Source organism: Clostridium lacusfryxellense (assembly GCF_018861735.1).
GTDB classification, from domain to species: Bacteria; Bacillota; Clostridia; order Clostridiales; family Clostridiaceae; genus Clostridium_AD; species Clostridium_AD lacusfryxellense.
Window position 1 is genome coordinate 52,519 of record NZ_JAHLEB010000020.1, and the last position, 12,592, is coordinate 65,110.

Annotated in this window: 10 protein-coding genes; 3 read left to right on the forward strand and 7 right to left on the reverse strand. The window is 29.7% G+C overall.

Annotated features, from left to right (window positions below; translation table 11 throughout):
* Nucleotides 1–183: 183 nt before the first annotated feature.
* Nucleotides 184–3,390 carry a carbamoyl-phosphate synthase large subunit gene (carB, locus tag KPL55_RS12930; protein ID WP_216307147.1) on the reverse strand — a complete coding sequence of 1,069 codons (3,207 nt, stop codon included), beginning with the start codon at nt 3,388–3,390 and terminating at the stop codon, nt 184–186.
* A gap of 76 nt (nt 3,391–3,466) precedes the next feature.
* Nucleotides 3,467–4,513, reverse strand: coding sequence for a carbamoyl phosphate synthase small subunit (locus KPL55_RS12935; RefSeq protein WP_216307148.1), 1,047 nt, complete (start codon nt 4,511–4,513; stop codon nt 3,467–3,469).
* Nucleotides 4,514–5,077: 564 nt separating this feature from the next.
* Between KPL55_RS12935 and KPL55_RS12940 the strand changes: the two genes are divergently transcribed.
* Nucleotides 5,078–5,962, forward strand: coding sequence for an FUSC family protein (locus KPL55_RS12940; RefSeq protein ID WP_216307149.1), 885 nt, complete (start codon nt 5,078–5,080; stop codon nt 5,960–5,962).
* 42 nt (nt 5,963–6,004) lie between these two features.
* On the opposite strand, the gene KPL55_RS12945 is transcribed toward KPL55_RS12940, so the two are convergent.
* Nucleotides 6,005–6,862: a fatty acid kinase binding subunit FakB gene (locus KPL55_RS12945; RefSeq protein ID WP_216307150.1), complete on the reverse strand. Its 858-nt coding sequence runs from the start codon at nt 6,860–6,862 to the stop codon at nt 6,005–6,007.
* Nucleotides 6,863–7,223: 361 nt separating this feature from the next.
* On the opposite strand from KPL55_RS12945, the gene KPL55_RS12950 reads away from it, so the two are divergent.
* On the forward strand, nt 7,224–8,054 hold the full coding sequence (locus KPL55_RS12950) for a hypothetical protein (protein WP_216307151.1): 831 nt from the start codon (nt 7,224–7,226) through the stop codon (nt 8,052–8,054).
* Nucleotides 8,055–8,092: 38 nt separating this feature from the next.
* On the opposite strand, the gene yfcE is transcribed toward KPL55_RS12950, so the two are convergent.
* Nucleotides 8,093–8,635: a phosphodiesterase gene (gene yfcE, locus KPL55_RS12955; RefSeq protein WP_216307152.1), complete on the reverse strand. Its 543-nt coding sequence runs from the start codon at nt 8,633–8,635 to the stop codon at nt 8,093–8,095.
* 26 nt (nt 8,636–8,661) lie between these two features.
* Complete coding sequence (gene lexA, locus KPL55_RS12960) at nt 8,662–10,164, reverse strand: transcriptional repressor LexA (protein ID WP_216307153.1); 1,503 nt, start codon at nt 10,162–10,164, stop codon at nt 8,662–8,664.
* A 196-nt stretch (nt 10,165–10,360) separates the two neighbouring features.
* Here lexA and pdaA point away from each other — a divergent pair, with 196 nt between their 5' ends.
* Nucleotides 10,361–11,278 carry a delta-lactam-biosynthetic de-N-acetylase gene (pdaA, locus tag KPL55_RS12965; protein WP_216307154.1) on the forward strand — a complete coding sequence of 306 codons (918 nt, stop codon included), beginning with the start codon at nt 10,361–10,363 and terminating at the stop codon, nt 11,276–11,278.
* A gap of 81 nt (nt 11,279–11,359) precedes the next feature.
* Here pdaA and KPL55_RS12970 read toward each other — a convergent pair whose 3' ends face one another.
* A complete protein-coding gene (locus tag KPL55_RS12970) occupies nt 11,360–11,806 on the reverse strand; it encodes a GNAT family N-acetyltransferase (protein ID WP_216307155.1) in 447 nt (148 codons plus the stop codon).
* 66 nt (nt 11,807–11,872) lie between these two features.
* Entirely contained in the window at nt 11,873–12,592 is a 720-nt protein-coding gene (locus tag KPL55_RS12975; protein ID WP_216307156.1) for a TraX family protein, read from the reverse strand.

Genomic DNA, 12,592 nt, shown 5'->3' on the forward strand with positions numbered 1-12,592 from the left:
TAATGCAATGCTTTTTTTATAATCACCTATTCATTTTATACAATGTTTATGCATGAAGACATACAAATCAATGCTAACCTAATTTATTTTGACTTTTTTCAGCAATAATAAAACAAAAGACATCCTTAGCTTATATTAAACTAAGAATGCCTTTAATTTTATTTAGCATTTTTGCAAGAGAAATTAATCTGCAATATTAAATACTTCTAAATTTTCTCCGTCAATATTTTTCTTCATAATATCTACTAACGCCTTTGCTGTATCAAGTGATGTTATAACTCCAAGCGAGCTCTCGATAGCTGTTCTTCTGATTCTAAAACCATCAGTTTTAGAATCATTTCCTTTTGTAGGTGTATTTATTACCAAATCAATCTTTCTACTTTTTATAACATCTATTATATTAGGTGTTCCTTCAGTAATTTTTTTCACCTCTACAGCATCAATACCATTGTCCTTTAATAATTTAGCAGTACCGCTGGTTGCTATAAATTTATAATTAAGTTCACTAAACCCCTTTGCAATATATAAGAACTCTTTATAATCTTGAGAATTTATTGTAGCTAGGATAACACCTTTCTCCTTTTTAACCTTCATACCTGAGCCAACGAATCCTTTATATAAAGCCTCTTCGAAGGTTCTTCCTATCCCTAAAACTTCTCCAGTGGATCTCATCTCGGGTCCTAGGCACACTTCTACCTCAGGAAGTTTTTGTGTTGAAAATACCGGAACCTTAACCGAAACTAATTTTGGTTCCTTATAAACTCCAGTTCCATACCCGAAATCCGCAAGTTTTTCTCCTAGCATAACTCTTGTTGCAAGTTCTACTATTGGAACATTACTAACTTTACTAATATATGGGACTGTACGACTAGCCCTTGGATTAACTTCTATAATGTATAGTTCATCTTTAAATTCTATAAACTGGATATTAACCATACCAATAACTTCAAGTCCTATTGCAATTTTCTTAGTGTATTCTAATATTTTATTTTTTATGGCATTTGATATATTTTGACTTGGATATATTGTAATACTATCTCCTGAATGGACTCCTGCTCTCTCTAGATGTTCCATAATACCTGGTATTAGTATTTCCTCACCATCACAAATAGCATCAACTTCTATTTCTCTACCTAATAAATATCTATCTATTAAGACTGGATTTTTTTTATCCTTTTTAAATGCATGCTTTAAATAATGTTTTAATTCGTTTTCTTCATAAGTTATTTCCATTCCCTGTCCACCTAATACATAAGATGGTCTTACTAAAACAGGATAACCTATTTTTTCAGCCTCTTCTAATCCCTCTTTTAAGTTCCAAACAGCCTTTCCTTTAGGTCTATTTATATCTAACTTTTCAAGCAGTGCATCAAATTTTTCTCTATCTTCTGCTGCATCTATCTGCTCTGGTTTAGTTCCATATACAGATATATTTTTTTCACTTAAGAATTTAGCAAGTTTGATAGCAGTTTGACCTCCAAATTGAAGTATTACACCATCTGGTTTTTCTTTTTCAACAATATTAAATACTTCTTCTTCTGTTAACGGTTCAAAATACAACTTATCTGATATATTAAAATCAGTACTTACGGTTTCAGGATTATTATTTACTATAATAGTTTCAATGCCTAACTTTTTAAGAGCAATTACACTATGAACCGATGCATAATCAAACTCAATCCCCTGTCCTATCCTTATAGGGCCCGAACCTATTACCATAACCTTCCTTCTACTACTTACCTCAACCTCATCATATTCGTCGTAGGTTGAAAAATAATACGGTGATAATGCTTCAAATTCTCCTCCACATGTATCCACCATCTTATATACAGGTTTAATATTCCACGTATTTCTAAGTTCGTAAATCTTATTTGGCGATGTGCCAAGTAAATCTGCAATTCCTTTATCCGAAAATCCCTTTTTCTTAAGTATTAGTAACCACTCTTTATTCATTTCCTTAAGTGAAGAAGCTTTAATCTTTTCCTCTTCATCTACAATCCATTTAATCTTATTTACAAAGAAATTATCTATACCTGTAATCTCTGACACCATTTCAACCCTATAATCGCGTCTTAACATTTCAGCTAAATAGAATATCCTCTCATCATCGGGATTCATTACTCTTTCTTTTAATTCTTTTAAATCCTTTTGTTCTAATCCGTTATATTGTAATGAATACTGTCCAATTTCTAAAGATCTAATTCCTTTTAATAGGGCAGCTTCAAAATTGCTTCCAATTGCCATTATTTCACCTGTCGCCATCATCTTTGTACCTAAAACTCTATTTGCCCTGTCAAACTTATCAAAAGGCCACCTAGGAATTTTAACAACTACATAATCGAGAGATGGTTCAAAACAAGCATATGTTTTTTGTGTTACCGCATTTTTTATTTCATCGAGTGCATATCCAAGAGCAATTTTTGTTGCTACTTTCGCTATTGGATATCCTGTAGCTTTTGAAGCCAGCGCTGATGATCTGCTTACCCTTGGATTAATTTCAATAACTGCATACTCAAAGCTTTTAGGATCAAGGGCAAGTTGTACATTGCAACCACCCTCTATTCCTACACTATTTATAATATCTATAGATGCGCTTCTAAGCATTTGATATTCTTTATCCGAGAGAGTTTGACTTGGGGCTACAACTATACTATCACCAGTATGTATCCCAACAGGATCTACATTTTCCATATTACATATTGTAATGCAATTGCCATTGCTATCTCTCATTACTTCATATTCTATTTCTTTCCATCCTTTAATCGACTTTTCTAATAGTACTTGCCCTATAGAACTTAATTCCAATCCTAGTTCTAGGATTTCAATTAGCTCCTCCTCAGACTCTGCGATTCCACCGCCGCTTCCGCCCATAGTGTATGCTGGTCTTACAATTACTGGGTAACCTATCTCACTTGCAAACCTAACTCCTTCTGATATATCAGTTGCAATTGTGCTTTCAACAACTGGTTGTTTAATTTCCAGCATAAGATTCCTAAAAAGCTCTCTGTCTTCGCCTTTTTTTATGGCTTCTATAGATGTTCCAATAACTCTCACATTATATTTTTCTAAAATTCCATTATCAAATAGTTCCACAGCCAAATTAAGTCCTGTTTGACCACCCATACCAGCAAGTAAACTATCTGGACTCTCCTTTTTAATAACCTTTTCCAAAAATTCTATAGTTAGTGGCTCTATATAAACTTTGTCAGCAACCTCTTTATCTGTCATTATTGTTGCTGGATTACTATTTACAAGAACTACTTCTACGCCTTCCTCTTTTAATGCTTGGCAAGCCTGTGTTCCTGAATAATCAAATTCTGCTGCTTGACCTATTATTATTGGACCTGATCCAATTACAAGTACTTTTTTAATTTTTTTATCTAATGGCATATGAAGACCCCCTGTGTAATTTCGGTTAATTTCATTTGATGTCATGAACATTTAAATTTTATTTTTACTCCTATAACTATATTATAGAAAGAAACTTATCAAAAATCACATCTATATCCTTAGGTCCTGGACAAGCCTCTGGATGGAATTGCACGCTAAATATCGGAAGGTTTTTATGCCTCATACCTTCTATTGTTTCATCATTAACACTGACGTGAGTAACTACCATATCTTGTGGAAGTTTACTTACATAATATCCATGGTTTTGAGATGTTATATAGACTTTATTTTCTTCTATATCTTTAACTGGATGATTACAACCTCTATGACCAAACTTAAGCTTTGCAGTTTCCCCACCGAGTGCTAATGCTAAAAGCTGATGTCCTAGGCAAATCCCAACAATAGGTTTTTTACCTATAATTTCTTTAATCATAATTATTACATCTTGTAAATCATTTGGATCACCTGGACCATTTGATAAAAATATTAAATCTGGGTTAACCTTTAATATTTCTTTTGATTTAACATTTGCTGGAAAGACTGTTAGCTTGCAATTTCTCTGAACAAACGAACGAATTATATTCTGTTTTATTCCGAAATCTATAATAGCTATATGTTCCCCAGTACCTTCAATTGTGTAACTCTCTTTTGGAGTAACATTCATAACTGCATCATTATTATTAAACTGTGCTAGCTTTTCCTCTATTTGAGTTTTTGTAAGTTCATCAGTCGCAATAATACCTTTCATAGTACCATTATTTCTAAGTATTTTAGTTAATGCCCTTGTGTCTATTCCTTCTAGCCCTATTATTTTATTTTGCTTTAAATATCCCTCAAGATCCATTTCACACCTAAAGTTATTAGGGTAATCACATTTTTCTCTAACAATGAAACCTTTAACCTTAGGCGATTTTGACTCTACATCTTCTAAATTAATCCCGTAATTTCCAATAAGCGGGTATGTCATTGTAACTATCTGCCCATAATAAGATGGATCAGTTAAAATTTCTTCATACCCAGTCATTCCTGTATTAAAAACCACTTCTCCAACGCTTTCCTCTAAATAACCAAATAGATTACCTTCAAATATTATCCCATTCTCTAAAATCAACTTACCTTTCATATTAAATCCTCCTTAGATTAAACAAAAGTATCTATTCCCCTAATATATTAATAAAGATAATAGAGTGATTATCAAAATAATCAGTCTATTATCCTTCTTAATATGTTCACAACATTTATTAATGAACTAAAAAACATACCTACAGTTTTATTGTCTAAACTAATAACTGTATTACATTTATTACTATTAAATTCGAAATTGGCAAAACAAAACACACATACCATAATTATCTCTACTCCTTCCTAGCCTCACAGGACTAACTTAAAAGTGTACTTTTTTATTCATATTTTTTTTATTCTCTTTATTCTAAGTTAAATTTTTAGATTTGTCAATGTATAATTATACAAACTTATAAACTTTCTGTGCATAATTATACATAACATCGTTTAAAATGTTTAATATCATATTTTTTATGATTTAATTATAGATAATAGTCCTACATTTTATAAAAAGTTGTAGAATCTTTCGTAATAAGGTAAACTTATTATTTATATCTACTAAAACTTTTCATTATCATTAGTACTTTTAATTTACTAACCAATATTTACCGAAGGGAGTAATTCTTTGAAAAAGATAGGAATGAGAAATATTAAAACTGCAATTTCAGTTTTTTTATGTATAGCTATATCAAAAGTTTTTAATAATACGATTCCATTTTATGCATGTATAGCTACGGTTATAACAATGCAAAGCGCTATACATCATTCTTTTACTATTGGTAAAAACAGAATGATTGGCACTATTATAGGAGCTCTTTGCGGCTTAATCTTTACACTTATAAGCCCTAACAATATATTTCTTACCAGTTTTGGAATAATCCTTATAATTTATTTCTTAAATTTATTTAAACGTAAAAATTCTATTAGTATTGCATGTATAGTTTTTTTGGCTATCATGTTGAATCTTAACGAAGGGTCACCTCTACTCTATAGTTTTAATAGGGTTATTGAAACTTTTGTAGGGATAGTAGTTTCAGTTCTAGTAAACTACCTCATTTTCTATCCTAATTATTTAGAAGATTTACACAAGGAAGCAAAGGTTCTAGTAAGTAATATATTTGATATAACAAAGGATATTATCAATTATAATACAGAAATCAACATATTAAATTTAAATACACAAATATCAAACTTAGAAAAATCGCTTGACTCATACCTTAATGAACTCCATAAAACTGATATGCAGGATAAAGCTATACTTAAAATCAACAAAATTATAGATTCTTCAAGAAGTTCTTACAACCACCTTACAATACTAAGTTCTTTAATTTTATCCCAGTCTGCGTTTAATTGTCATTTAAGTTATAGTAATTGCATTAAAATAAATGAATTATTTGATTATTCACTACATTATCAACCGTACAGTAGTAATGATATAGACGTAGTATTTAACTACCACCTTGAAAATTTGATAAAAACATTAACTATATTAAATATAACGTACAACTAATAGCATTATGAAACATAGTTTACTAATTATGTTTCATATTTTCTACAAATCCGTCTGGGTGTAATATACAATACCTAATGCCCCAGGCCCGACATGAGTTCCAATAACAGGCCCAATTGGAGCTATATCAACTTTTCGACCTATACATTCTTCAATTGTTTTAGCAAAATCAAGGGCTCCTTCAACATCACTTATGTGATGAACCACTACTTCTCCTAAACCGTGGTTAGTTATATCTTCAATAAATTTACTTGTCATAGTTTGTAAAGCACGTTTTTTAGTCCTTACTTTCTTATATAACTCTGTTTTTCCATTTGATACAGTAAGGATAGGTTTAATTTGAAAAATATTACCTAGTAGTGCACTTGCACCACCTATTCTACCACCTTTTTTTAAATACTCTAAAGTATCCGGTACAAACAGGAATCTACTCCTTTTTATATTGTCTTGTGTTATACTTACCACTTCATGTATTGATTTACCTTGCTCTGCTGCCTTCGCTGCCGTTATTGCCGCATACCCTAGTTGCATACAATTAGCTCTTGAGTCTATAATTTCAATTAATGCATTTGGAAAACTTTCTAAAATCATATTTTTTGCAAGGCAAGCATTTGAATAAGTTCCACTCATATCTGAAGAAATAAAAATACCAACGACTTCATTATTATTCCTTACATGCTTTTCTAATATATTGTACATTTCTTGGAGAGACGGTTGTGATGAAGTAGGAATAGTTAAGCTTTCGTCCAATTTTTTATAGAAACTTTCATTTTCAATATTAATTTCTTTAAATTCCTCTTTTTTAAACATAACACTCAATGAAACTAAAGAAATATCATACTTTTCTTTTATCCCATCGCTTATATATGAGGTACTATCAGTTACTATTTTTACAGACATTTTCAATCCCTCACTTATCATTATTAATAATTAAATATATTATACTACAGTATTGAGTTAAACAATACCCTATGTTGCCATCAGCTTTGGTTACATTACTATTCTCTCAAATAATGTAATATGTTTTATATTATTTTAAATTATTTTAAATTCCTACAAATATTTCTTTATTATCACACAAGTGCCTTTTCATATGATACAATAACAGTGTAAAAAAGTGGGTGATATAAATTATTGAGCAAACTTTGTCGGTTTTGAAAATGATTAAAATTTAATATAATCAATACAAATTAAAGGGAGGTGCTGCATAAAATATAGGTTTAATACCAATATTGCTACCTATATTCGAAAGCAGAGAAATATGAATAAAGATGAATTATTAAATAAGGAAAGTAAGGAAAGTAAGGAAAATAGTGAACTTATAGATAAATTGTATTCTAATAAAGATAATACATTGAAAAACGCATCTAAATCAAAGCATACTGGAACTACCAAGTTAAACTCGGATAACGAAAGTAAAAAATACATAAAAGAAATGCACGAGCTTGCAGACAAAAATGAATTTAGGAATAATGTAGTAGTTTTAGGCCTTGGATTAGTAATAGTTTCTATAATTATTTTTTCAATTGTAATGAATACATCCTTTATGAAACCTAAAACAGAAGCAGCGGCAACCAAACCTGTTACAAAAACTTTAACAGACAGTACTCAAACTAAAGCAAAGGTAGCTGATCCTATTATAACAACCTCAACTAAAATCTTTGAATATTTAAATATAGAAGCAAATAGAACTACCATTCTTGAAAAATCAATTAAATTAAATAACGGAAGTCAAAATGGTCTTACTGTACATCTTTTATCAGAAATTTTAAGAACTAATGATGTCGCTATTAATGCAAACACTTCAACTGTTAAGCAATTGATGGACTCTTTAACTTCTATGGATTGGAAGAAGAATACGGATGCAACTAAATTACAAAAGGGTGATATATGTTTCACTACAGATATGCCAGGAAAGACAGGCGTACCTTCACATGCTTATGTATTTATGGGCTGGGTAAAAGATGGTAATACTGAGTATGCTAACATATGTGATGGACAAATTGAAGAATATAATAATATACTTCATAAACGTAATCTATCTATCACAACTACAAAAAAGGACAAGTTTAGTTTTTTTCTAAAGAAATAGGGAAATAATACCGCAGGATATCTTGCGGTATTATTTTTTTAGAGTTTTATCTCTTTTATAACATTGCCATCTAAGTCCTTTATTTGAAATGAATTATCTTGTAACACTGCATATGAATTAGGAATATTTTCTCTAGGCAGTGATATTGAGCCTGGATTTAAAATAAATATATTATTTTGTTTTTTAGCTACTGGAATATGTGTGTGTCCATAAATTAAAACATCATCTTGGCCTAAATTCGGTAAGTTCTTCTCGTTATATATATGTCCATGGGTCAAAAACAACCTTCTATCATTACATAACATTATTGAATAATCAGACATCATAGGATATTCTATTATAATTTGATCTACCTCACTATCACAGTTTCCTCTAACAGCAATTATCTTATCTTTATATTCATTCAAAAGGCTTGCCACTGCATCTGGATTATAATCACGTGGCAATGGGTTTCTTGGACCATGATATAAAACATCTCCTAAAACCACTATATATTTAGCCTTTTCTTCTTTATAACGCTCCAATGCCTTCTTCAAAAAAAATAAAGAACCATGTATGTCAGAAATAAAAAAAATCTTCATAGTTTTGCCAATCTCCTTCTAAAAAATTAATTTTTGTGCTTAATGATTCCTATAGCTGTACCAATAATGAATGTATCCTCACTATCTACTACAATCGGTTTGTATTTTTCATTTTCTGGCATTAGTAGTATTTTGTCACTACTTATAGATAGTCTTTTTAAAGTAGCATTTCCACCTATGTCAACTGCAACAATATCTTTATTGTTCGCCGACTGTTCCTGCCGTATTATTACATAATCTCCATCATCAATGTTTGCTCCAATCATACTGTCACCTTTAACCTTTAATATAAAAGGATTTTTTACTCCTTTTAACCAATATCTTGGAATGTAAAACCTACCTTCTACTTCAGAATTAATAAGTATAGGTTCACCTGCTGCGATATCACTATATACTGGTACTTCTAACAATTCCTCATTTATATACTCATATTCACCATTTTGATCATTTACTATAATATCTGATATCCTACTATAATCCCTCATAAAATCATATTGTCTGTTATGTCTTATATCACAATACTGAAAGTTCTCCAATGAATTAATATCAATTTTTTCAGTAATAATTTCTTCATATTTTTCTTGTTTCTTTTCTTGTATTTCATAATTCATTTTGAATATGTAGGACTTTGCCTTTTGACCTATTGGTTTAGAATTAACTCTATTACCTCTTATCATCCATGAATTAGTTTTATGAGATTTTTGAGCATCAATTAGAAACATCATGCTAGAATAAGGCTTTTGATTATATAATACATTGATAAACTCTAACTGAACCTTAGTTAAATTATTTGCTTTATCAATTATAATATGAGAATATTTTCCAACTTTAATCGACTCAGCCATTTTCAATGCATATAGGTTAACATCTTCATTATCAACTAAATTCTTTGCTATAAGTTTCTTATTATACAAAAGCATAAGCTCAAATATCGCTTTCCTAGCGCTAGAACTTTTAAGAATTCTTTGAGGCCCTTGACCCTTTTCACATTTCCTCCCTGTTCTATTTACTTGCAAATAGAACTCGGCTTTTATGTAATTACAGCTTTTTATCCACTTAATCTCATCTAGGAAAAATTGAGAGTAATCAGTTTTTAATATTCTTAGACTTGGATATGTGTTTTTGATCTTTAATATACACTCTTTCATTATGCTATCTTTTTTATCATTTTCTATTGTTAATACATCATTTAATTTATGTTTATTTTTATAACCTAAGAAATATCTATGTAATATGTTTTCTAAGGTAAACACATGAAATTTTCTTTCTTTATTGGAAAACAGACTCAAATATTCAAGCCTTGTTTCTTCTTGTGCTACATTATATATTTTTTCAATATATTTTATATCTTCATCCTTCGACGTCAACATTAGTACTTTATCCTCTTCATATAAGCAATAGTGATTTTTAAGATAAAGACTTCTATAAATTGCTGCTGATGTTTTTCCGGAACCCTTAATGCCTTTAATCAAGCTATATCTCGAGGGTTTATCATGAATCATCTTTTGTTGTTCTAAACTTAACTTCATTTAATTACCTCCACTGTGGACATACTAATAGTATACAATAATATTAACCTCAAAGTAAAATTTTTATAAAAATATATATATAATTACCATTGTCGTACTCTTTAATTTATGAATATCTATATACATTTACTGAGCATACTATGTTATATATTATTTTAATTATTTATCTAAATAAAATATATTAGAGGTGATTATTGTGAATTTAAAGATATTAAGTATTGTTATTGCTTCAACTATTGTAATTAGCTGTATACCAACTATTTCTTATAGTAAAGAATTAAATAGTTATTTACTTTGCGAATCAAATAAACATTATACCAAGTTTCGTAATGAGTATAATAATAAGACTTTTACCAGCACATTAAATTTATTTAGAAATGTCTTTAGTAATAATGAGCTTCATAATGGATTAAATACTAAAGAATATAGTTGGTATTTCCAACCTAAAAACGATAATACTCCACCAGATGGGCCCAAAGAGACAGGTAACCTTATGTCAAAGTATGATTGTTATCATTTAGGTGATACATCAAAAAAAGTATTATATCTAACTTTTGATGAGGGTTACGAGGCGGGATATACAACTCCGATATTAGATATTTTAAAAAAGCATAATGTGAAGGCAGCATTTTTTGTTGTAAAACCCTATATCACATCTAGCCCAGACTTAATTAAAAGAATGGTTGCCGAAGGGCATTTAGTTTGTAACCATAGTAACCATCATCCTTCTATGGCGTCTATACAAGATGAAGCAAAATTTAGCAAGGAATTATCTGATGTAGAAGAAGCATTTGAAAATGTTACGCATCAAAAGATAGCTAAGTATTTTAGACCTCCAATGGGCAAATATAGTGAATTATCACTATACTATACTAAAAACCTAGGATATAAAACCATATTCTGGAGTTTCGCGTACATGGATTGGCTTAAAGATAATCAACCCTCCCACGAAACTGCAAAAAAGAAAATTATGCAAAGAACTCATAACGGCGGAATTATGCTACTACATGCAGTGTCAAAAACCAATGCTGAAATATTAGATGATGTAATTACAGAGTGGGAGAATCAAGGCTACGTGCTAAAAAGCCTAGATGAATTACCTTCTAAACAATAATGAATAAGATGTTCAACCTAAAAAGCTATATCTGCAAGTAGATATAGCTTTTTAAGTTAAACATCAATGTAGTAAGAGCTTTTATAAACTCTTATATAACATTTCAATATGTGGAATATCATCTTCTAAATACACATCACTTACTTTTACAAACTTAAGGTTTGAATAAAATTTTAATAAATACTTTTGCGCAGAGATTCTAACTTCTTTCTCATTTAGGATATTTTCTATAAATCCAATTGCTTCTATCATCATTTGTTTTGCTAAACCTTTACCACGATGTTTTTTAGAAACTAACACCCTCCCTATTGATACCTCATCATAGGAAACATCTTTTTCTAAAATTCTTAAATAAAAAATAATTTCGTTATCTTCTTTTGAAAATAGATGATATGATTTTTGGTCTTTACCATCGCAATCCTCATAAATGCATTGTTGCTCTACAACAAAAACTTCACTTCTAAGCTTTAAAATCTCATATAATTCATCGCTACTTAATTCATTAAATTTTTTTATTTCAAATTTCATATTCTTTATTCTCCTTTTTTTCAACCTTACAATCCTATATTTATTGTAAATTTTATACATGTTGTTTTAATTTAAAATCTTTATTATTCCTATTATTAGTAAATGTAATGGATAAAAAACATAAAATATATATCTAAGGTCTCTCCCCTTCTTACCATTATAATTAAATACAAAAATTAATGCTAAAAGTGATAACACTTGCATAAACCAAACTAAATTTATTGACAAACCTTTAGATTCGTACAAATAAAGTAATATTTGTGATGCATTAAATAATATATATACAATAACTTGGGATAATATTGTTTTAATTTTGCTGTCTCTAAACACATAAAAAGCCAGAATCATAGCAACTCCATAAATGCCATAATCAGTATAAAAAGCTTCAGCAGCTATACCTAATGCTAATATAACCATTGTTTTATAGGGTTTAGAATCTCCTTTGTCCCAAACACGTATTGATAATAATCCAATTGCTAAAGTAAAAAAAATGTTAAGATGTGGAATTGGACTTCCTAAAAAATAATTTATTAAATCAGACAAGCTGTGCACACTAGCTTGTTTATTAAAAGCTAATGAAAATGGCATTTGAGATATTACTCCGAACATCAACAGCCTATTAAGATATTTAAAAACCGAATTTGTTTTAGAATACCCCATTGCAATTAAATAAGCGAATATAGGAAATGATAATCTTCCAACCATCCTTAGGATTATAACCTCTGGAAAAAGAACTGCCCCCAAATGGTCAATTAACATAAATAAACATGCAATAATTTTCAACAT

Excerpts from the sequence above, each read along its gene's own strand:
- carB (WP_216307147.1), bottom strand. The coding sequence starts at position 3,390 with ATGCCATTAGATAAAAAAATTAAAAAAGTACTTGTAATTGGATCAGGT.
- KPL55_RS12935 (WP_216307148.1), bottom strand. The coding sequence starts at position 4,513 with ATGAAAGGTAAGTTGATTTTAGAGAATGGGATAATATTTGAAGGTAAT.
- KPL55_RS12945 (WP_216307150.1), bottom strand. The coding sequence starts at position 6,862 with ATGTCTGTAAAAATAGTAACTGATAGTACCTCATATATAAGCGATGGG.
- KPL55_RS12950 (WP_216307151.1), top strand. The coding sequence starts at position 7,224 with ATGAATAAAGATGAATTATTAAATAAGGAAAGTAAGGAAAGTAAGGAA.
- yfcE (WP_216307152.1), bottom strand. The coding sequence starts at position 8,635 with ATGAAGATTTTTTTTATTTCTGACATACATGGTTCTTTATTTTTTTTG.
- lexA (WP_216307153.1), bottom strand. The coding sequence starts at position 10,164 with ATGAAGTTAAGTTTAGAACAACAAAAGATGATTCATGATAAACCCTCG.
- KPL55_RS12970 (WP_216307155.1), bottom strand. The coding sequence starts at position 11,806 with ATGAAATTTGAAATAAAAAAATTTAATGAATTAAGTAGCGATGAATTA.
- KPL55_RS12975 (WP_216307156.1), bottom strand. The coding sequence starts at position 12,592 with ATGTTGAAAATTATTGCATGTTTATTTATGTTAATTGACCATTTGGGG.